Annotated in this window: 20 protein-coding genes; 3 read left to right on the top strand and 17 right to left on the bottom strand. The window is 62.0% G+C overall.

Annotation, left to right across the window (positions count from 1 at the left end; genetic code table 11):
- Positions 1–7 precede the first annotated feature (7 nt).
- From JP75_RS19525 to JP75_RS19475, 11 genes are all read right to left on the bottom strand, one after another.
- Complete coding sequence (locus JP75_RS19525; protein ID WP_035086166.1) at positions 8–556, bottom strand: PadR family transcriptional regulator; 549 nt, start codon at positions 554–556, stop codon at positions 8–10.
- A 175-nt stretch (positions 557–731) separates the two neighbouring features.
- On the bottom strand, positions 732–1562 hold the full coding sequence (gene cysQ / locus JP75_RS19520; protein ID WP_051960945.1) for a 3'(2'),5'-bisphosphate nucleotidase CysQ: 831 nt from the start codon (positions 1560–1562) through the stop codon (positions 732–734).
- 145 nt (positions 1563–1707) lie between these two features.
- Complete coding sequence (locus tag JP75_RS19515) at positions 1708–2493, bottom strand: SDR family oxidoreductase (protein ID WP_035086165.1); 786 nt, start codon at positions 2491–2493, stop codon at positions 1708–1710.
- Positions 2494–2577: 84 nt separating this feature from the next.
- Positions 2578–3837, bottom strand: coding sequence for an AGE family epimerase/isomerase (locus JP75_RS19510; protein ID WP_051960944.1), 1260 nt, complete (start codon positions 3835–3837; stop codon positions 2578–2580).
- Between the two features lie 195 nt (positions 3838–4032).
- Positions 4033–4980 carry a class 1 fructose-bisphosphatase gene (locus JP75_RS19505; RefSeq protein WP_035086163.1) on the bottom strand — a complete coding sequence of 316 codons (948 nt, stop codon included), beginning with the start codon at positions 4978–4980 and terminating at the stop codon, positions 4033–4035.
- 76 nt (positions 4981–5056) lie between these two features.
- Positions 5057–5344 (bottom strand): type II toxin-antitoxin system RelE/ParE family toxin, encoded by a 288-nt coding sequence (locus JP75_RS19500; RefSeq protein WP_035086162.1) that lies wholly within the window; start codon positions 5342–5344, stop codon positions 5057–5059.
- The gene (locus JP75_RS19495) at positions 5344–5580 is read right to left on the bottom strand and encodes a ribbon-helix-helix domain-containing protein (protein ID WP_035086161.1); all 237 of its coding nucleotides are present in this window, start codon (positions 5578–5580) and stop codon (positions 5344–5346) included. Before JP75_RS19495 ends, JP75_RS19500 begins: the two co-directional genes overlap by 1 nt.
- Before the next feature lie 38 nt (positions 5581–5618).
- Positions 5619–10298, bottom strand: a complete 4680-nt coding sequence (locus JP75_RS19490; RefSeq protein ID WP_051960943.1) for an NAD-glutamate dehydrogenase — start codon at positions 10296–10298, stop codon at positions 5619–5621.
- Between the two features lie 431 nt (positions 10299–10729).
- Positions 10730–11008, bottom strand: a complete 279-nt coding sequence (locus JP75_RS19485; protein WP_035086160.1) for a DUF6894 family protein — start codon at positions 11006–11008, stop codon at positions 10730–10732.
- Between the two features lie 155 nt (positions 11009–11163).
- Entirely contained in the window at positions 11164–11703 is a 540-nt protein-coding gene (locus tag JP75_RS19480) for a flavin reductase family protein (protein WP_244446362.1), read from the bottom strand.
- Positions 11704–11989: 286 nt separating this feature from the next.
- Entirely contained in the window at positions 11990–12592 is a 603-nt protein-coding gene (locus JP75_RS19475; RefSeq protein WP_035086159.1) for a superoxide dismutase, read from the bottom strand.
- 111 nt (positions 12593–12703) lie between these two features.
- Between JP75_RS19475 and JP75_RS19470 the strand changes: the two genes are divergently transcribed.
- The 3 genes from JP75_RS19470 (at position 12704) to JP75_RS19460 (ending at position 14228) form a co-directional block, all read left to right on the top strand.
- On the top strand, positions 12704–13372 hold the full coding sequence (locus tag JP75_RS19470; protein WP_051960942.1) for a helix-turn-helix transcriptional regulator: 669 nt from the start codon (positions 12704–12706) through the stop codon (positions 13370–13372).
- A complete protein-coding gene (locus JP75_RS19465; protein WP_035086158.1) occupies positions 13369–13860 on the top strand; it encodes a group III truncated hemoglobin in 492 nt (163 codons plus the stop codon). The genes JP75_RS19470 and JP75_RS19465 overlap by 4 nt, the downstream gene beginning before the upstream one ends.
- 146 nt (positions 13861–14006) lie before the next feature.
- Positions 14007–14228: a hypothetical protein gene (locus JP75_RS19460; protein WP_035086157.1), complete on the top strand. Its 222-nt coding sequence runs from the start codon at positions 14007–14009 to the stop codon at positions 14226–14228.
- Between the two features lie 153 nt (positions 14229–14381).
- Here the strand turns inward: JP75_RS19460 and JP75_RS19455 are convergent, their stop codons facing one another.
- The 6 genes from JP75_RS19455 to JP75_RS19430 form a co-directional block, all read right to left on the bottom strand.
- Positions 14382–15188 carry an alpha/beta fold hydrolase gene (locus JP75_RS19455; RefSeq protein WP_035086156.1) on the bottom strand — a complete coding sequence of 269 codons (807 nt, stop codon included), beginning with the start codon at positions 15186–15188 and terminating at the stop codon, positions 14382–14384.
- Between the two features lie 68 nt (positions 15189–15256).
- Positions 15257–16198, bottom strand: coding sequence for a family 43 glycosylhydrolase (locus JP75_RS19450; RefSeq protein ID WP_035086155.1), 942 nt, complete (start codon positions 16196–16198; stop codon positions 15257–15259).
- A gap of 90 nt (positions 16199–16288) precedes the next feature.
- On the bottom strand, positions 16289–17203 hold the full coding sequence (locus JP75_RS19445) for an ABC transporter ATP-binding protein (RefSeq protein ID WP_035086154.1): 915 nt from the start codon (positions 17201–17203) through the stop codon (positions 16289–16291).
- Entirely contained in the window at positions 17200–18228 is a 1029-nt protein-coding gene (locus JP75_RS19440; RefSeq protein WP_051960941.1) for an ABC transporter ATP-binding protein, read from the bottom strand. The genes JP75_RS19445 and JP75_RS19440 overlap by 4 nt, the downstream gene beginning before the upstream one ends.
- A gap of 4 nt (positions 18229–18232) precedes the next feature.
- Positions 18233–19090: an ABC transporter permease gene (locus JP75_RS19435; protein WP_035086152.1), complete on the bottom strand. Its 858-nt coding sequence runs from the start codon at positions 19088–19090 to the stop codon at positions 18233–18235.
- 4 nt (positions 19091–19094) lie between these two features.
- The gene (locus JP75_RS19430) at positions 19095–20099 is read right to left on the bottom strand and encodes an ABC transporter permease (protein ID WP_035086151.1); all 1005 of its coding nucleotides are present in this window, start codon (positions 20097–20099) and stop codon (positions 19095–19097) included.
- Between the last annotated feature and the right edge of the window lie 250 nt (positions 20100–20349).

Raw genomic sequence — 20349 nt, 5'->3', positions numbered from 1 at the left:
GCCCCTTTTATTCCGCAGCGTCCTTGCGCTCGTCGGCTCGCGATAAGTTGATCAGTTCGTGCATATGGGTACGCAGATACTTCTCTGCAACGCCCAAAACTTCACGACCGTAATTGAGAACCCAACAATCTGCCGGGCTGCATTCGTGTTCGGACCGCACCTGGTCCAATTGCTGCCGCTCTGCGGTCAGCCGGTCGAGGTGTTCCTTCACCCGTCCAGCGACCAGATCATGCGGCAAGATGCTGACAAATCGTGCCAGCAGGAGAAACGGGCTGCGATAAACGTCTTCGCCCAGCGGGGCCGACAGTTCCTCGGCAAAGGCCTGGCGACCCGCATCGGTGATGGCATAGACTTTCCGCGCCGGCTTGCCGTCCTGCGGCACCGTGCGGCTCGTCACGAGGCCATCGTCTTCAAGCTTGGCGAGCGCGGGATAGATCGAGCCGAAACTGGCTTCGACGAAATAGGCGAACTCGCCCTCGGTGCACATGCGACGGATGTCATAACCCGTCGCCTCACCCTCATAGAGCACCGATAGACACAGCGTCCGCACGTTCATCGAGCATAATCCTCCCAGCACTATGCCGGTTCGATATATGCCGGGGCTATATATCTACAACCCCTTCAGCACAAGATTTACGAGGGTTGTGATCGTGCAGATCAGTTAAGCGTCTGTTGCATGCCGCACCACGTTCCCTGCACCAAGCCTATAGGAACGTCACGTTGCGACAGCATTACGCGAGAAGTTCTCGCATTTCCCTTGCCGCTCGTTGCGCCAATTCAAGGCTCGCGGCAGCCACGAAATAGGGATTTAGGAAGCTCAGCTCATGCTTTCCGTAGCGCATCGGGGCGCCGTCCAGTGTTACCACGGCTCCCCCCGCCGCTTCCAGTACCGCCTGGCCTGCGGCGGTGTCCCATTCGCAAGTTGGGGTAAAGCGCGGGTAAAGCTGCGCGTCCCCGCGCGCCAGAAGACAGAATTTCAGCGACGATCCCACCGACACATCGCTTTCGACATCGAGCGTCTGGCAGAGCTTTTCGAGCGCCTCATGCCCATGCGAGCGGCTGGCGACGATACGCAGGCGCGCGAGCCAACCCACTCGGGTTTCGCGCTTCTCCGTCACGACTCCATCGACCACGCGCCCGGTCCAGGCGCCATTGGCGTCACCCACGAAAATCTCGCCCGTCACCGGCGCCAGCACCACCCCCATGGTTGGCCTGCCATGCTCCACGAGCCCTATATTGACGGTGAATTCGCCATTGCGCTTGATGAATTCCTTGGTGCCATCGAGCGGATCGACCACGAAATAGCGCTCGCCCAGCACCGGCACGATCCCCGCCGCCACGCTCTCTTCGCCCAGCACCGGCAGCCCGGTTTCCTTGAGATGCGCGATAATCACCTCTTCGGCCGCAGCATCCGCCTCGGTCACGGGCGACCCGTCCGATTTCGCCACGGCATGGATCGGCCGCGAATAGACATCAAGGATCACCGCCGCCGCCGCGATCGCAGCTTCAACTGCAAGATCGGTAATATCACGCGGAGCAACGAGAACAGAACTATCGGTCATTTGGCCGGCTTTTAGGGAGAAAGTAGCGCGTCTTTACGCCTGTATCCCTCTTCTGACAATCAATCGAATTGTCGGCTCCATCGTCTCCCTCCCCCTTGTGGGGAGGGATCAAGGGTGGGGGTTCGGCAATCGCCGGATTATTGCCCTACCGCAACAACCCCTGTCCCCCATCGATCCAGACTGGCGTCCCGGTAATATGCCGCGACGCATCCGAAACCAGAAACAGCACGACCTCCGCCACATCCGACGCCTTGCCCGGCTTGCCCCCGGTAATGGGAATATCGCCCTTCGGAAAACTCACCGGTATCTCGGTCTTCTCCATCCCGCGCTTTTCGGTGTTCTCGCCAATTTGGCTCTCGATCGACCCCGGACAAACCGCATTGACCCTGATCCCCCGCGGCCCCAGCTCCAGCGCCAATTGCTGCGCCATCGCCACCTGCGCCGCCTTGGTCGCCGAATAGGCCGATGCCCCCGGCGTCGTAAATGTCCGCGTCCCATTGATCGACGAAATGATCACCACGGCCCCACCACCCACCGCCTCCAGCCGCGGCACCGCATGATGCAGCGTCAGATAGGTCCCCCGCAGGTTGACGCTGATCGTCTTGTCCCACTCCTCGGGCGTGATCTCCTCGATCGGCGCCCAGACCCCGTTGATCCCGGCATTGGCAACGACAATATCGAGTTTCCCAAACCGCTCGACCACCAGCGCAATAGCCCGCGCCATATCCCGATCATCCGAAATATCCGCCGTAATGCTGATCGCCGTGCCGCCCTGGTCCTCGATCTCCGCCGCCACGGCCTCGACCTCCGCCTTGGTCCGGCTCAACACCGCAACATTGGCGCCCTCCCGCGCCAAGAGCAGCGCCGTCGCCTTGCCGATCCCCGATCCGGCCCCGGTCACCAATGCGGTTCTGTTCAAAAGGGTCTGCATCCACGCCTCCTTGCTGAAGACCAAACGCAAAAAGGCGGCGCAGGGTTGTCCCACGCCGCCCAATTTTCGCGTTCAGCCCACGATTTACCGGACCTTGTGGTCCTGCTCGATAATCGCATGCGTCAGGCTTCCGGTCGCCGGATAAAGCGGGATCAGACACGCCTGCAGCGCGTGATAAATATCGGGTTTGCCGACAAACAGCTTGGACGCCGGCGTCAGGTCTTCCTCAAGCTCGCTGAGCCAGCCGCCCCGCGCATGGTCGATCACATGGTTTTCCGCATAGTCCCAGAGCTTGCGGTACCAGACCTGGAAATAGGCATCATTGTCATGCGCTGAAATATAGCTCGCAGCACCAATCGCCTCGGCCACCGGCCACCACAGCTTTTCGCGCATGGCCGGCTCGTCGTTCCAGTCGAGCGTATAGAAAAAGCCCCCATGCACCTTGTCCCAGCCCAACTCGATCGAGCGCTGGAACAGGTTCCGCGCCGCATCGGTCATCCACGAGTGCTGTTTCTGGCCCAAAACCCAGAGCTGATAGAGGAGGCGCGACCATTCCAGCCAATGCCCCGGCGTCGTGCCCGAGGGGCGGAACATTTCATTGGGGTGCCGATAGTTCTTGTCGACCACCCAATACTCATCAAAATGCTCGGCAACGCGATGATTGAGCTTCACCGCATTCTTGCGAATGATCAGCTCGGCAATGCGCTCGGCCTTCTTGAGATAGGCTTGGTTCCCCGTCGCCTCATAGGCGGCCATCAGCGCCTCGGTCAGGTGCATATTGGAATTCTGCCCGCGATAACCGCGAACCTCGGTCCAATCCTCGCTGAATTCTTCCCGCACCGCCCCGACACTGTCGTCCCAAAACCGCTTCTCGATCACCTCGGTCGCGTCGGCGATCACCTTGTCGGCCAGAGGATGCCCGACAAGCTTGGCGCTCGACCCCGCGAGCAGCACGAAGGCATGCCCATAGGCCTGCTTGGCGCCATCCGTGATGCCATTGTCATCGAGCGACCAGACATAGCCACCACGCTTCTCGTCGCGATGCTTGTTCCAGAGATAGTTCATGCCATGGTCGATGATCTCGTCCGACCCCGGACGCCCGATCAGGCTCCCCACCACGGCGCAATGGATCATGCGCGTCGTCACATGGATCTGCCGGACCGCATTGTCCTCCCCGAGCGGCAAACCCTCATCGTCGAGCTCGAAAAATCCGCCCTTGGGATTGATCGAGGCCGCTTCGAAAAAGTCGAAGAGATCATTGGCCTGCCGCATCAGATACTGGCGGTGAAAAGGGCGCTTCTGCCAGGGGCTGGCATTGGTCTTGGGCAGAGAATTATCGCTCATCTTGGCTCCCGTCCGGCAAAGAAACGCCGGGCATCAAGAAGCTTCTAGCGTCAAGATCGCAACGTTGCAAATGCGAGTCCCAACCACCAGCCTTCCCCTCGCCCCTTGAGGGAGAGGGACAGACTTTTCGCGTTCAGCGAAAAGTCAGGGTGAGGGGTATTCTCTCCTCCGCAGAGGAGTTCGACACGGCTGGGATCACCCCTTCGCGTACCAGGCCTCCACCCGCCGCACTTCCTCCGCCGAGCCCAAAATCACCGGCACCCGCTGATGAATCCCCGTCGGCTCGACATCCAAGATTCCCTGCCGCCCGGTCGTCGAGAGCCCCCCAGCCCCCTCGATCAACCAGGCCATCGGGTTCGCCTCATAAAGCAGCCGCAGCCGCCCACCCTTGCCTGTGGTCTCGCTATCGAGCGGATAAAGAAAAATCCCGCCGCGCATCAGGATGCGGTGAATATCGCCCACCATCGACCCCACCCAGCGCATATTGTAGCGTTTTCGCGCCGGCCCGGTTTCCCCGGCCACGCTTTCCTTCACATAGCCCAGCGTCGCCGCATCCCAGAACCGCTCCCGCGCCGTATTGATCGCGAACTCGCCCGAGGTCTCCGGCACCTTTGCTTCCGCAACCACCTGCACCCATTCGCCCCTGTCATCGAGCGTGAACACCGAAACCGCCCCGGCAATCCGCACGACCAGGCTCGTCGCCGGCCCATAGGCCACATAGCCCGCCGCCACCTGCGCCCGGCCCTTCTGCAAGAGCCCGCCGGCACTCTTCAGCACCGAAAAAATCGTGCCCACCGTGACATTCACATCGAGATTGGAAGACCCATCCAGAGGATCGGTCGCCACGATGAACGCCCCCTGGTTCTCAAAATGAACCGCCTCATCCAGCTCTTCCGAGATCAGCACGGAGACAGCGTCATTCGTCTGCAGATGCTTCAGCACCACATCATTGGAAATGACATCCAGCGCCTTCTGCGCCTCGCCCTGCACATTGGTATGCCCCGCCAGCCCCGTCTGCCCGGCAATCGGCGCCACGCGCAAGACAGTCGCCAGCTCTGCCCCCGCCGCCGCCATCGAGGTAACCACGCTGGCCAGCGCAGCATCGTCAGTCTGTGCAACAAGCCATTGAGCAAGTGAGGTCATGGTCATCTCCAATTGAACCCCGTCACCATGGCGATCGAGCCGAGTGGCACAAGACAGACTTTTGGGTGAGTGGCAGCTATTCGAAGCGGCGCGGCCATTTTCGCGCCACATGCAGCACGCCAACGATTTCCACATGCTCGGCAACGCGATAGACAACGACATACGGCAGGTCTGCAAAGACCAGTTCCCGCGTATGTTTCACGCGTCCCAGCCGCCCGGCCATGGGGGAGGTCCCAAGCGTCGCCGCAGTCCTTTCGGTCAGGTTTTTGACAACCTCGAATGCCGCAGCAGGGCGATCTTGCGCGATGTATTCCTGGATTTCATCCAGATGTCGAAAGGCCCGACGCGTCCAGGCAACGCGCATTACATGGGGCGGTATTTGTTGACGAGCGCCGAAAGGTCCGCGTCGGAAGCGAAGTCACCGTTGTCCGCATCCTTCAATCCCGCCTCGACCTGAGCAATAAAATGCTCCTGCCACTCAAGTGACAGCCCGTGCTCCAGAGCATCTGCAACAACCTGCGAGGGTGTCAGGTTTGATCGCGCCGCAATGGCCTGGACGCGATCGCGCAATGCTTCTGGAATATCGATGGTCAGACTCATGGCAAAAATATGCGCCTTCCGACGTCAAAAATAAAGGCCTACCCCTCCCTTGCCAAATCCGCCAGCAGCCCCGCCGCCACGCTGAGCCGTGACACCGTCGCCGCTCCGCCCGTCAGTTCCGTCACCGCCTTCACAGTCCGAGCAATCCCCGCCTCATGCTGGCCGCGCCAAGCGCCGATATCGCCGGCCTTCAGCACGTCCGCCGTGAGATCGCGCAGCGCGCGCATCAGGTTGGCCAGCGCCCGATCGAGCGCCATGCGGTCGAACCGATCAGCTAGCGCAATATTCCGCCCTTCCTCGACAATACGGAAGAGATCGAACTGTCCTGCCACGCCAAAGAAAGCCCCCGCCGCCGCTTCGATTGACACCCCGGCGCGTTCCGCCACCAGCACGATATCGCTGGCATTGCCGATGACAGGCAATTCCCCGATCCGCTGCGCCAGTTCCGCATCAACGCCATGCGTCACCAGTTCGGCAATCCGACCCGAAAGCGCCTCGCGTTCGCCATCCGACAGGAGGCTCACGCCTGCGCTGCGCAGCGTTTCGACGCCGGCCTTGTGCCGCTCCACGAGCGCCGCCACATCGCTCGCCCCGACATTGCCATTGCGCAGGAACCACAGGGCTTCGCGATAGAGCAGGGCCTCCACCTGCGCATAAAGCGCCAGTTGCACCGCGCCCGGCACCTTGTTGTCGAGCGCGTCGATCTCGGCATAAAGTCCGGTCAGCCCATAGATATCGCGCACCGCCGCATAGGCGAGCGCCACTTCCCCGGCACTGGCGCTGGTCGCCGCCATCAGTTCGGAAACGAAAGCCGGCCCGCCGCGATTGATCATCGCATTGGCCAGCACAGTCGCAATCACCTCGCGCTTCAGCCGGTGCCCTTCCACGGCCGCGGGAAAGGCCTCATGAAGTTTCTGCGGGAAATAGCGGAAGAGTTCGTTGGCCAGATAAGGCGTATCGATCGCCCGCCCATCGACGAGATCATCGAACAGCGCCAACTTCGCATAGGCAAGGATGACAGCCAGTTCGGGCCGCGTCAGTCCCTTGCCCTGCGCCGCCCGCGCATCGATCACCGCATCGCTTGGAAGGAATTCCACGGCACGATCAAGCCGCCCGCGCTCTTCGAGCCCTTCGATAAGAACGCGGTGGTCCGGCAGTTCCGAAGTCCCGGCCCGCTCGGCCAGCGACAAAGCCAGCCCCTGCAGATAATTGTTCCGGAGGCACAGCGCCGCCACTTCGTCGGTCATGCTGGCAAGGAAGGCGATGCGCGCCTCCCCATCCAGCGCCCCCGCCGCCACCACAGGCGCCAGGGCGATCTTGATATTGACCTCGAGGTCCGACGAATTGACGCCCGCCGAATTGTCGATGGCGTCGGTATTGATCCGCCCACCCTTCAGCGCATAGGCGATGCGCCCGCGCTGCGTAACACCGAGGTTGGCGCCCTCGCCAACCACCTTGGCCCGCACCTGATCTGCCGTCAGGCGGATCGCATCATTGGCGCGATCACCCACCGAGGCATCGTCCTCTTCCGGCGCCTTGATATAGGTGCCGATACCGCCAAACCACAGCAGGTCCACCTGCGCCGACAAGATGGCGCGCATCACCTCGTTCGGTGTCGCGCTGACCTTCTTCAGCCCAAGCGCCGCCTGCATCTCCTCGCTGAGCGGAATGACCTTCAAACTGCGCGAGAACACGCCGCCGCCGGCCGAAATCAGGCTCTTGTCATAGTCCTGCCAGCTCGAACGGGGCAGGGCAAAAAGCCGGCGCCTTTCCGCCAGGCTCACCGCCGCATCCGGCGCCGGATCGATGAAAATATCGCGGTGGTCGAACGCCGCCACGAGCCGGATTTCCGGCGAGAGCAACATGCCATTGCCGAACACGTCGCCGCTCATGTCGCCCACGCCGACAACGGTAAATGGTTCCGCCTGGATATTGCGGTCCATCTCGCGGAAATGCCGCTTCACCGCTTCCCAGCCGCCGCGCGCCGTAATGGCCATCTTCTTGTGGTCATAACCAACCGAGCCGCCCGAGGCGAAAGCATCCCCGAGCCAGAAGCCACGCGAAATGGCAATGGCATTGGCCGTGTCCGAAAAGCTCGCCGTGCCCTTGTCTGCTGCCACCACGAGATAGGGATCGTCCCCATCCCGCCGCATCGTATCGGCCGGCGGCACCACCGCGCCATCGACGAGATTGTCGGTGATATCGAGTAGCGAGCCGATGAAAATCTTGTAGCTCTCGGTGCCTTCCGCCATGAACGCATCGCGCGGCATGCCAGCCACGAGGCGCTTCGGCACAAACCCGCCCTTGGCCCCCACCGGCACGATCACCGCGTTCTTCACCTGCTGCGCCTTCACCAGCCCCAGCACTTCCGTGCGGAAATCTTCCGGCCGGTCCGACCAGCGCAGACCCCCACGCGCAATGGCGCCAAAGCGCAGGTGAATACCCTCAACCCGCGGCGAATAGACCGAAATCTCGCGATAGGGCCGGGGAGCAACCATGCCTTCAACTTTGGCGCTGTCATATTTGATCGCCAGCGCCGGCCGCCGCTGCCCATCCGCATCTCGCTGGAACGAATTGGTCCGCAGCGACGCATCGACGAGATTAAGGAACCGCCGGATAATCGTATCCTCATCGAGCGACGCCGTCGCTTCGAGCTGCGCCGCGATAATGTCGCGCGCCGCCGCCTCGGCCATGCCACGGCTTTCGAGCTTAGGGTCATGCAGCGCGCCAAACAGCGTCACCAGCGCCTTGGCCGCCTCGGCCTGCGTCACCAGCACCTGCGCAATATAGCGCTGCGAATAGGAAATCCCGATCTGCCTGAGATAGCGCGAGAACGAACGCAGCAGCGCCGCATCGGTCCAGTCGAGCCCGGCCTGCGTGACCAGCGTGTTGAGCTGGTCGCTCTCCGCCGCCCCGGCCCACACGGCCAGCAAACCGGCCTCGATCGCCGCGCCTCGCGCCGCCACATCGAGTTCGGCCCCGTTGCTCGGCGCCAGCACCATGTCGTGGATAAACCGCTCAATCCCATCGCGCGGCACCAGCGTATAGGTCCGCTCGTCGATCACCTTGAACCCAAAATGCTCGAGCATGGGCACGCGGTCGCTGAGCGGAATTGCCCCGCCCTTGGCATAGACCTTCAGGCCCAGCGCCCCCTCGGCGCCCTGCCGCGCCCGCAGTTTCAGCGCAATGCCGCCCTCGCTCACGCCCCGCAATACGGCGATATCGCCCAGCGCATCCTCAGCCGAATTGCGCGACTGATAGGCCTGCGAAAAGGCCGAACGATAGTCACTGATCTCGGCCGGATCGGGCGCCGCCTTCTGCAGCAGGTCCGAGAAATCCTGCGTCAGCGCCTCGACACGACCCTCAAGCTCCGTGCGGCTCGGATTGGGCGTAACGCCCCCCAGTCGCCCGATGATCACATGCAGCCGCACGAGATCGCCTTCGGGGAAATTCGGATAATAAGCCGAAACGCGTCCATCATAGACCTCGGCGAGATAGCGGGTGATCCGCGCCCGCACATCGCCGTCATACCGGTCGCGCGGCACGAAAACGAGGATCGAGACAAAATTGTCGAACCGATCGATACGGGGAAGTACCCGCACGCGCGGCCGATCATAAAGCGCCGCAATCGCCTCGGAAAACTCGGCAAGCAGCCCCGTATCGATCTGGAACATCTCGTCGCGCGGATAAGAATCAAGCGCACTGAGCAGCGCCCGCCCGGCATGCCCCAGGGGATCGAGCCCGCTCTTGCGCATCACCTCTGCCACCTTGCGCCGGATGATCGGCACATCCGTATGCGCAGTCGCCAGCGCCTGGGCCGTAAAGAGCCCCACAACGCGCAGTTCGCCCCGCACATGGCCCGCGGCGTCATAAAGCTTCACCCCGACATAATCGAGATGGACGCGCCGATGCACGCGCGCCCTCACATTGGCCTTGGTCACCAGCAGCGGTTCAGCCGTCTTGAGGAAAGCCACCAGTTCCGGCGTGCTGTCCACATAGGCCTGGCCAGTCCGCAAAACCTTCAACGCGGGATCGCGCAAAATGCCGAGCCCGGTTTCGCCCTCCGGCACCAGCGTCTCGTCCTCCAGTCGATATTCGCGCATGCCGAGGAACGTAAAATTGTGCTCGGTCAGCCAGTCGAGAAAGCGCACGGGCTCGTCGCGCAAAGCCGGCTTCAGCCCATCAAGCCCAGCCATCGCCCCCCGCAACCGGTCGAGCATGGCCCGCCAGTCGTTCACGGCATTCGCCACTTCGGCGAGCGTTTCCGCGATTTCCGTCCGCAGCGCCTCGGGATCGGCCACCGGCTCACTATGGATATGCAGCACGCTGATCGCCGCGCCACCGTTGTCGGTGACCTGCCCCTGGTTCACCCGAACGACCGGATGACAGAAAAGGCGGATAGCCCCGCCCATGGCCCGCAGCGCCGCCAGTGTCGAGTCGACGATAAACGGCATGTCGGGCGAAATCACATCGATCACCAGCGCGCCACCCGCCTGCGCCGGCGGGGTAAGCAGAATGCGCGTATCGCTGAGGGAGCCGGCAAACAGTGCCTTGTGGCTGGCTTCGAGCGCGGCAAGCAGAACGTCGGGCTTCTGCCGCGCCAGATCATCGGGATCGGTCGCCTTGATCGCCTCGATCAGGAAGCGCTCCAGGCTGGCATTGCCCTTCGCCAAAGCCGATGCTGCCTCGATAAAAGCCCAGCTCCGTTCGTCCGTCATATACCGCCCCCCTTAGAGCGCTTTCGGTCGGTCCACGCGCCGCTTCGTGCCGAAGCCGCGCCGGTTGCCGAAGTGATTTGCCCTGCACTCTATCAGGCCTGCTCGGCCTGTCTGCCCTTCCTAAGTTTCATGCCCCAATGACCGAACAGCAGTGTGACGACCGAAAAATTTCACAAAACTGCCACATTCGGGCAAAGCATTTCCGACTCGTGCCGGTCCGCGCAGCGTTTACCTCTTGTTAATCTCGATTGATCTGGTAGTCTTTGAGGGTGCTGCGATGAGGCCCCCATGCCCAACGTCTATCTGATGGTTTCCTACGCGGCATTGGCCGCAGCCCTGATCCTGGGCTTCGTGGTCACCGCCCACGGGATGCCGCTATTTCTCTAAAATAGTCCGGGCGCAAAGCCTGGCTTCCAATAGGCCGATCGGTCCTAGTGCACGCTTACGGGCGTGACCGGGCTCGCCGGCCCTTCGCCGATTTTCGGCCCTTCCCAAAACACCACATAAAGCAGCTCTTCGCCGCGCGCGTCGGTGATTTCGATGGTCCGCGGCGCCCGCGTCTCGCCGCCTTCGCCGGCCAGCTTGTCGATGATCGCCTTGCCGATCTCCGCCGCCTGCTGCTCGGCAGCTTCGAGGTCTGCCAATTCGCTGCCCGCCTCGTCGCGAACCAGCTCTTCATCGGTACGATAGTGAAAGAAATAACGCGGCACATCTGCCTCCTGGACGCTTGGCAAACGCTACCCTCAAGCGCGCGGTTGCCCCATCCAGAGTGAATCAGGAAATCGATTGCAGTGTGGCACTAAAGCGTGTCTCCCGAAAGTGGTCGCCGGTTTCGGAACAAAGATACGCTCAATAATGAGCCGCTTCAGTCGATATTTGAAAGCGCGTGATAGGCATGTCGCTGCCACAGCAGCGGCCGGCGCTCCTCGTAAGAATCCGCCTCGATGATCGCTCCCGCAAACAGCACATGCGTGCCCGTTTCAATCGAGCCGATCACTTCGCAATCAATCGCCGTCACCGCCCCGGTAAGCAGCGGCTGCCCCGAAGGCCAGCGCGACCATTTGCCAAGGTCGAACCGCGCGTCATGCGGCACCTTGCCGGCAAAGGCATCGGCAATCTCGCTCTGGTCTTCCGCCAGCACCGCCATGGAAAATCCACCCGTCTTGGCGATGAAATCCGCCAACCGGCTGACAATGTCGATCGAAACCAAGACGGAAGGCGGGTTGGCCGAAAGCGACAGCACCGCCGTCACCGTCCGCCCCACCATCTCGTCGCCCCGCCGCGCCGTCACCACGGAAACGCTCGATGCCACAGACGACATGGCGGCACGAAACTCCGAGGTATTCACCACCGGGTTCCGGGTCGGGCGCAGCGCCATGCTGTCCGGCATTTCAAAATCAGCCATTACGCTACTCAAGGACGCATCCACCTTCGCACGCGCTGCGCGCCGGGCGAACTGCTGAAAGTCAATAATCACGCAATCCGGTCGCAAGGCGCAATCCATCCACCGCATCGCATTCAGAAATTGGAGAAACATGGGTACGCTACCACCCAAACATCGCACCCCCACCCTTAATCCCTCCCCACAAGGGGGAGGGAAACGAAGGAGCCGCGATATCGAGGCCGGCGCCTCCCTCCCCCTTGTGGGGAGGGAACGAGGGTGGGGGTAGCCACGCGCGCAGGCGAAAGCCTCAGCCCAAATTCGCCTCAGCAAACTCATAGTTCGCCAGCTTGTCGAGGAAGTTCGTCACATAGTCCGGACGACGATTGCGGAAGTCGACATAGTAGGAGTGCTCCCACACATCGAGCCCCAGCAGCACCTTGCCTTCGCCCGTAGCGATCGGGTTCGAGCCATTCGGCGTCTTCGTCGCCTTCAGCTTCCCGTCCGTGCCCAGCACCAACCAAGCCCAACCCGAACCAAACTGCGTCGTCGCGGCGGTCTTGAACGCGTCCTTGAACGCATCAACCGAACCAAAATCCTCAACGATCTTGGCTTCCAGTTTCCCCGGCAGCTTGCCGCCGGTCGGCGTCAGCGCGTTCCAGAAATGAATGTGGTTCCAGTGCTGCCCCGCATTGTTGAACACCGGTGCCAGATCCGCCTTGTCCTTGGCAAACAGCACGATCTCTTCAAGGCTCTTGCCCTGCAGATCCCCATTCTTCTCAACAAAACCATTGAGCGCCGTCACATAGGCCTGGTGGTGCTTGCCGTGGTGCAGCTCCAGCGTTTCCTGGCTCATGCCGGCATTGGCCAGTGCATTGGCGGAATAGGAGAGGGTAGGGAGTTCAAAGGCCATTTCGGGGCTCCTTCAAAAGCGTCTTCGGTTGCCAAAAACGCGACCGGCTTGCCATTGTTGGCCATCCGGAGTATTTTCCAAGCAATGACTTTGAAAACCCATTCCACGAATATGTCAAGTTCGGACTTGGAAAATCACACCTGGTCGCCGCGCAGCCCCGGCGAGCGCGTGCTCATGGCCCTCAAAATGCGCACCGGCCTCTCCTCGTCCGCCATCGGCGAACAACTCGGGATCACCGGCGAAGCCGCGCGCCAGCAACTTTTGCGGCTGGCCCAGGAGGGCCTCGTTGCCTCCGAAAACATCTCCTCCGGCGTCGGCCGCCCCACCCAGTCCTGGTCGCTCACCCCCGCCGCCCAGTCGCGCTTCCCCGATACCCATGCGGCCCTGACGGTCCAGCTTCTCGATCTCATCGGCTCGACCCTCGGCGACGCGGCGCTCGATACCATCATCACCGCCCGCGAAACCCTCACCCGCGAAGCCTATGAAGGCGCCGTTTCGGACAAGCCGGACCTGAAAGGTCGCGTCGCCGCGCTCGTCGACCTGCGCAGTCGCGAGGGCTATATGGCCGATTGGAACGAACAGCCCGACGGCTCGCTCCTCCTCGTCGAAAACCACTGCCCCATCTGCGCCGCCGCCACGGCCTGCCAGGGCTTTTGCCGCGCAGAGCTGGAAGTCTTCCGCGCCGTCCTCGGCCCCGATGTAAATGTCGAGCGCGAAGACCATATCGTCAGTGGCGGCCGCCGCTGCTCCTATCGCATTACCCCTGAGTCCACCTCATGACCGATCCACGCCCCCCCGTCGGCACGCGCCTCACCCGCATCGGCTGGGAAACCCCCGAAGGCCTCGACGAGGCCCTGATCCAGCAGGTCGTCAACGAATTCTACGCCGCCGCCCGTCAGGATGCCGTCATCGGCCCGGTCTTCAATCGCGTCATCCCCGAAGCCGATTGGCCCGCCCACCTCGCCACCATCGCCGATTTCTGGAGCTCCATGCTTTTGGGCACTGGCAAATATGGTGGTCGCCCCATGCCCAAACACATGGCCATCCCCGAGCTTGAAGACGCCCATTTCATGCGCTGGCTCCGCCTCTTCCGCGAGACAGTGACGCGCCTCTGCTCGCCCGAAATCGCCGAAGTCTTCATCGAGCGCTCCGAACGCATCGGCAACTCCTTCCGCATGAACATCGCCATGCGGAGAGGCAACGACATCACCACCATGGGCCCGCTAAAACGCGAACCGCCGGCAGTCTGGAAGCCGGATAGCAACTGATCCCTCAGGACCGCCGCCCAAACCCCAGATCGTCACCCTCGGGCTTGACCCGAGGGCTCTGCACTTACCGGCGCTCGGTGATTGGCCCCCCTGACGACACCCAAGTTTGAGCGTATCCTTTCCCTCATTGGGAAGGAGTATCTGTCATGGCGACATTGGTCAGACTAACCCAGGAGCAGATCGAGCAACTGCTCGACGACGCCGACGACATGGAACGCGCCCTCAAGGACATGCACGAGGAACTGATCACCCTCGGCGTCCCCAACGACACCGCCACCCGCTTCAGCAAACTCCACGACCGCTTCAGCGGCTGGATCAGCTTCCTCCGCCGCCAACGCGAACTCGGCTCTGAGCCGCCGGTGAGCTAGCCGTCTCCCCGAGCGCGGGAATTACCCCCACCCTCGATCCCTCCCCACAAGGGGGAGGGAGGCGCTTGCCTCGACCCCACGGTTCTTTCGTCTCCCTCCCCCTTGTGGGGAGGGATTAAGGGTGGGGGGTGCGGCAAACACCGGCCTATCTACCTAATCATCCAGCCCATCCAAAAACTCCAGCACCACCCCATTGAACAGCCCCGGCCGCTGCACCGGCGCAAAGTGGCTCACCCCAGCCATCTCGACATATCGCGCCCCCGGCACTGTCTCCGCGATATACCGCGCATGCTCCACCCGAATGAACTCATCCCGCTCCGACTGCGCCACCGTCACCGGCACGCCAATCGCCCGCAGATCATCCGCCGAATAATCCGGCTGGCTCCCCTGCATCACCTGCAGTTTTGAACTCATCTCGTCGAACCGCTCCGGATGCGGCGATAGCGCGGCATAATCCTTCTGATGCCGCGTCAGGCAATTCCCGATCACGTCGGTAAATTCAAACGGCAACGTCCCACTCGGATCGACATTGCAAGCAAAGAAAAACACCCCCGCCACGCGCTCCGGCGCCGCCTTGGCCATGGCAAGCCCCGTACAGGCCCCATCGCTCCAGCCGACCACGGCGACATTGTCGATCCCGAGCCGATCCAGAATTGCAAAGGCATCCCCGGCAAACTGGGTATAGGCAAAAGCCCCGCCATCCCAAGAGCTGCGCCCATGCCCTCGACTATCGATCACCACGACGCGATACCCGGCCTCAATCAGCGCCGGCACCTGATGCCCAAAATTGTTGGCATTCCCCATGCCGCCATGCAGCAGCAGCACCGCCGGCCCGGCGCCAAAACTGGCGAACCAGACCCGCGCCCCGTCGCGCTCCAAAAACTCTCCCCCTGCCGGCAGGGCAGGGGGGCCATCCTCCGCAAAAAGGTCGAGGCCGTCGTCCTGGAAAGTGTTTTCCATCATGTCCCTCCATCTGTGACACCGCCGCGACGAGTCTTCGCGACAGCCTTCGACTACCGGGACAGATTTTATCGCAAAATCGGCAGGTCCACTGGGATATCGCGCTCAAGCACCAGCACGCCGTCCCGCACCGTCAGCCTTCCATGGTGGATCACCGTAGCGCGCGACCGCGCATCCGGCGGCCCTTCCTTGTGCCCCAGCTCGTCCCATTCGGGATGCGTAAAATAGTAAAGCGCTCCGTGATCGCCCACCACGACCACCTGGGCATGGCGCATGAACTTGCGGTCCAGCGCATCCAAGCCCGGCTCCCCGCCAACGATCCCCTGCCGCACCCAGTTCTTCGTATCGTCCGAGCGATAAACCGCCTGGCCCCGCCATTCATCGACGATCAGCCAGTAAAACCCGCCGAGCCGAAACACATTCGGCCCCTCATGCGGCGGCGCATCCGGCGATCCCGGCAACACCAGCCCCTCAAGCGTCCAGTCGAACATGTCGGTACTAATCGCGCTCCAGGTGCTCGAACCCTGGCCCTCGTCCTTGTACCACATGCGCCAGAGCCCATCCGGACTCCTATACACGCAGGCATCAATGCAATTCGTGCTCGACAGCTTCAACGGCCCCACCCGCGTCCAGTTTTCGAGATCATCGCTGACGAAATGCGTGATCGTCCGCGGCACCTTCCAATGCGTCGGTACTCCGGTGATATAGCTGAGGAACATGTGATACCGCCCCTCGGCAAAGATCACCTCCGGCGCCCAATGCGTGTTGAGCCCCTCATCCCCCGGCGCATCGAGCCCCTTCACCGTATTCCGATAGTGCCAGCTCGCCCCATCATCCGTGGACACCGCCACGCCAATCGGCGACCCATGGATCCAGGAAAACCCCTCGCCCCCGGCCGCAGCCCGGCGATTGGTATAAAACATCCACCACTCATTGGTGCCTTCCCGCCGGATCACCGTCGGATCAGCCGCCCCATCCTCAATCGGATCCCGAAATATCGGCGCGCTCATTCTTCACCTCTCCCTCTGGGGGAGAGGTCGGCGCGCAGCTCACCGAATTCGCGTTTGCGAATTCGGTTGGGGTGAGGGGGCCTTACAGAATTACCCATAGACCCTCACCTCCCGCCCATCCGGCCTGGCCACAAGCTTCCCTGCCTGACCCACCAGATCGCCCGCCGCCTTCACCATCCCCGGATCCGTTGCCAGCTTCCCATCCCCGGCATCATCCGTAGACAACACCGAAGCCTTCAGCAGCTTCGAATAGGGATGCTGCGGATTATCCAGCACAGTCCGCGCATCGCCCATTTCCACAATCCGCCCGCGCTGCATGATGATCAGCCGGTTGGAAATGTAATAGGCCGTGGCGAGGTCATGCGTGATGTAGATGACCGAAACCTTCAGGTCATCCCGCAGGCTCTTCAGCAGATTGACGATGCTCATCCGCAGCGACGCGTCGACCATCGACACCGGCTCGTCGGCAATCAGCAGCGGTGGATTGGGGATCAGCGCCCGCGCAATGGCACAGCGCTGCAATTGCCCGCCGCTCATCTCATGCGGAAAGCGCCCGCGCACTTCCTTGAGGCTCAACCCCACCTTCTGCAGCGCCTCGTCCATCGCCCGGTCGATCACAGCCTTGTCGCGCGTCTGCAAAAACCGTCGCGCCGTGCTTTCGAGATACCGCTCGATTTTCTTTAGCGGGTTGAACGCTTCAAACGGGTTCTGGAACACCGGCTGCACCTGGCTCATGAAAGCGAGCTTTTCCGCCCGCCCGCCATGCCGCGAAACCCTCTTCCCGCGAAAGAGAATTTCTCCCTCGCTCGGGTCTTCGAGCCCCAAAATCATCCGCGCCAGCGTCGTCTTTCCCGACCCGCTCTCGCCGATAATCGTGAATATCTCGGGGTTTTCAGCCGAAAGCGAGAAATTGGCGTCCATCACCGCATCAACGGTCTTCCGCCCAAAAATCCCGCCCATGGTAAAGCGCTTAGATACATCGCGCACATCGAGAAGCGTCGTCATGCCATCACTCCCGATGGTGCACTGGCCCCAACCAGCGGCTTCACATCCTGCCAGCGCCAGCAGGCAGTCCGATGGTCAGGCCCCACCTGTTCCATCGGCGGCACTTCCTGACGGCACTTGTCCACGGCCAGCGGACAGCGCGGATGGAAGCGGCAACCCTGCGGCGGATCAGCCAGGTTCGGTGGTCGCCCTTCGAGCGCCGGCCGCTGCTTCACGTCGCCGATACGCGGCAGGCTCGCCACCAGATGCGCCGTATAGGGATGCTTGGGCGCAAAGAACATGTCCCGCGTCGGCCCCTCTTCGACAAGGCGCCCGGCATAGATGATGCCCACCCGGTCAGCGACGTTCGCATGCACGCTCATGTCATGCGTCACGAACACCACGGCCGCGTTCATCTCCTTCTGGATATCGCGGATCAGGCTCAACACCTCCTTCTGCACCACCACGTCGAGCGCCGTCGTCGGCTCGTCGGCAATGATGAATTCGGGGTGGCACACCGTCGCGAGCCCTATGGTCACGCGCTGCCGCATGCCGCCCGAAAGCTCATGCGGATAGGCCTTGAGCACATCCGCCGGCAATTTGAGCCGCGCCAGATGCGCAATCACCCGGTCCTCAAACGCCTTGCCCGTCAGCCCCATGGGCCGCGAGGCAAAATCGTGAAACGTCTTGCCGATGCGTCGCACCGGATTGAGCACGCTCATCGACCCCTGCATGATATACGAGAGGTGCTTCCAGCGCACCGCCTCGATCTGCTTCGGCGTCGCGGTGGCGACATCGATCGGCCCATTCTTGAAGTCGAACTTCACCGACCCTTCCACCACCCGCAGCGGCGGGCGAATGGCCGCAGCCAACACCTTGATGAACGAGGTCTTGCCCGAAGAGCTTTCCCCGGCAATGCCATAGACCTCGCCCTTGCGCACGGTCATGGTGATCCCGTCGACCGCCCGAACTTCCCGGCGCACGCCAAAATAGTTCATCTGGTAATAGGCCTTCAGGTTCTCGACCCGAACGATATCTTCAGCCATGGCCTCAAGCCCCCATGCGGCGCAGGCGGCTGCGCGGGTCGATATATTCGTTCATGCTGACAGCCAGCAGGAACAGCCCCAGGAAGGTCATGACGATCAGGATCACCGGAATGACGATCCACCACCACACCCCGACGACCATGGCCGAGTGCGAATTGGCCCAGTAGAGAACGGTGCCGATAGTGGGGTTGTTGATATTGGTGAACCCCAGCACGGCCAGCGTCACCTCCATGCCGATCGACCAGAGCATGTTGTTCATGAAGGTCGAAAACACGATCGGCATCACATAGGGCAGGTGCTCCTCAAGCAGCACTTTTCGCGTCGACATCCCGGCAAACACGGCATGCCGCGTAAACTCGCGATGTTTTAGCCCCAGCGCCACCGAGCGGATCAGGCGCGCGTCAAACGGCCAGCCGAAACACGCCAGGATCAGCGCCATGGTGAAACTGTCCATGCTGTTGCGCAGCACGAAGTAGAACAGCACCAGGATCGGGAAGATCGGCACGGACACGAAAATGTCGTTGATGAACATCAGCACCCGGTCGACCCAGCCGCCGAGATAGCCGGCCGCCAGCCCCACCGTGATCGAGATGATGCGGCTCAAGACGGCAACGGTAACGCCAAAGATCAGGCTGTTCTTGAACGCCGCCGAAAGCTGCCAGAACAGGTCCTGGCCACGCGAATTGGTGCCGAACCAATACTGCGCCGAAGGCGGTTGGTCGGGGATGGCCATGTAGATCAGCGTCGGATCCATCGGCGCGAAGAACGAGAGCGACGCGAAGATCACCATGATCCCGACAAGGATCAGCCCGATGGTAAACTCGGCATTGTAGCGGATGAGATCGCGAAAAACGGCGAACATGGCTCTACTCCGCCCGAACGCGCGGATCGAGCAGCGGGTGCAGCAGGTCCACGACAAAGATTGCAAAGGCGACGGCGGTGATCGAAACCGTGCAGACGGCGAGAACGGTCGAATAGTCGCCGGCATTCACCGCATCGACCAGCAGCGAGCCCATGCCCGGATAGTTGAACACCTGCTCGGTGATGATCGTGCCCGAGAAGACGCCGCCAATGGTCATGGCGAGCGCCGTCACCTGCGGCACCAGCGCATTGCGCATCACATAGGCGCCCACGATAGTGTCGCGCTTGACCCCGGCCAGTTCGGCATAGGTCACATAGTCCTCGGTCACGATGTTCGACACCAACGCCCGCATGCCGATGAACCAGCCACCGAGCCCGACGAGCACCAGCGAGAACGCCGGCAGCAGCGAGTGCTGCAGCACCGAGAACACGAAGGTCCATGACCAGCCCGGCCGCACATCCATGCTGAACCCGCCCGAAATCGGCAGCACCGGCCAGAGGAAGCCGAAGATGATCAGGATGATGAAGGCGACGATATAGTAGGGGATCGGCTGCAGGCCCATGGTCACGATGCCAAAGGCCTTGAAGAACCGGTTGTTCTGAAAGTAGCCGGCAAGCCCGCCCATCAGGTTGCCGATGATGAAGGTGAGGATGGTCGAGCTGAGCAACAGCCCCAGCGTCCAGGGCATGCCGCGCATCACCAGCTCCATTGCCGGCGTCGGGAAAGCCATCAGCGACGCGCCAAGGTCACCCTGCAGCAATCGCGTCCAGAAGTTGAAATACTGGGTCAGCATCGGCTGCCCGGTCCCGAACATCGCCGTCAGCGCCTCGCGCGTCGATGCAATGGCTTCAGGCGACAGGTTCGATCTAGCCGAAAGCCGTCCCAGCACCTGTTCCACAGGGTCGATGGGCGAAAGATACGTCACGAGAAACATGGCCGAAACGCCGAAGAATATCACCGCCAACATCAGCAGCGCGCGCTTCGCCACGAAATAAAGATACCCTTGCATGGAACTCCTCAACGTCCGTGCTAGTCGTCCCATCACCGGGCCTCCCCTCGCCCCTTGCGGGAGAGGGACCGGATTTTCGCGTTCAGCGAAAATCCAGGGTGAGGGGTTCTCTCCTCCGCAGAGGAATTAGTGACAGCGCCGAATACCCCTCATCCGCCCCGGAGGGGCACCTTCTCCCGCAAGGGGAGAAGGGAGCATCGTGCCGCCCTTCCTTCCGGTGTTCCCCGCAGGAAGCAAAACGTGGGCAGCG

The sequence above is a fragment of the Devosia riboflavina genome (assembly GCF_000743575.1).
GTDB classification, from domain to species: domain Bacteria; phylum Pseudomonadota; class Alphaproteobacteria; order Rhizobiales; family Devosiaceae; genus Devosia; species Devosia riboflavina.
Note: the sequence above shows the minus strand (reverse complement) of the source record. Positions and strands in the feature narration are given on the sequence as shown.

Coding starts and splice junctions, on each gene's coding strand:
- JP75_RS19525 (WP_035086166.1), bottom strand. CDS start 556: ATGAACGTGCGGACGCTGTGTCTATCGGTGCTCTATGAGGGTGAGGCG.
- cysQ (WP_051960945.1), bottom strand. CDS start 1,562: ATGACCGATAGTTCTGTTCTCGTTGCTCCGCGTGATATTACCGATCTT.
- JP75_RS19515 (WP_035086165.1), bottom strand. CDS start 2,493: ATGCAGACCCTTTTGAACAGAACCGCATTGGTGACCGGGGCCGGATCG.
- JP75_RS19510 (WP_051960944.1), bottom strand. CDS start 3,837: ATGAGCGATAATTCTCTGCCCAAGACCAATGCCAGCCCCTGGCAGAAG.
- JP75_RS19505 (WP_035086163.1), bottom strand. CDS start 4,980: ATGACCTCACTTGCTCAATGGCTTGTTGCACAGACTGACGATGCTGCG.
- JP75_RS19500 (WP_035086162.1), bottom strand. CDS start 5,344: ATGCGCGTTGCCTGGACGCGTCGGGCCTTTCGACATCTGGATGAAATC.
- JP75_RS19495 (WP_035086161.1), bottom strand. CDS start 5,580: ATGAGTCTGACCATCGATATTCCAGAAGCATTGCGCGATCGCGTCCAG.
- JP75_RS19490 (WP_051960943.1), bottom strand. CDS start 10,298: ATGACGGACGAACGGAGCTGGGCTTTTATCGAGGCAGCATCGGCTTTG.
- JP75_RS19480 (WP_244446362.1), bottom strand. CDS start 11,703: ATGGCTGATTTTGAAATGCCGGACAGCATGGCGCTGCGCCCGACCCGG.
- JP75_RS19475 (WP_035086159.1), bottom strand. CDS start 12,592: ATGGCCTTTGAACTCCCTACCCTCTCCTATTCCGCCAATGCACTGGCC.
- JP75_RS19470 (WP_051960942.1), top strand. CDS start 12,704: ATGTCAAGTTCGGACTTGGAAAATCACACCTGGTCGCCGCGCAGCCCC.
- JP75_RS19465 (WP_035086158.1), top strand. CDS start 13,369: ATGACCGATCCACGCCCCCCCGTCGGCACGCGCCTCACCCGCATCGGC.
- JP75_RS19460 (WP_035086157.1), top strand. CDS start 14,007: ATGGCGACATTGGTCAGACTAACCCAGGAGCAGATCGAGCAACTGCTC.
- JP75_RS19455 (WP_035086156.1), bottom strand. CDS start 15,188: ATGGAAAACACTTTCCAGGACGACGGCCTCGACCTTTTTGCGGAGGAT.
- JP75_RS19450 (WP_035086155.1), bottom strand. CDS start 16,198: ATGAGCGCGCCGATATTTCGGGATCCGATTGAGGATGGGGCGGCTGAT.
- JP75_RS19445 (WP_035086154.1), bottom strand. CDS start 17,203: ATGACGACGCTTCTCGATGTGCGCGATGTATCTAAGCGCTTTACCATG.
- JP75_RS19440 (WP_051960941.1), bottom strand. CDS start 18,228: ATGGCTGAAGATATCGTTCGGGTCGAGAACCTGAAGGCCTATTACCAG.
- JP75_RS19435 (WP_035086152.1), bottom strand. CDS start 19,090: ATGTTCGCCGTTTTTCGCGATCTCATCCGCTACAATGCCGAGTTTACC.
- JP75_RS19430 (WP_035086151.1), bottom strand. CDS start 20,099: ATGCAAGGGTATCTTTATTTCGTGGCGAAGCGCGCGCTGCTGATGTTG.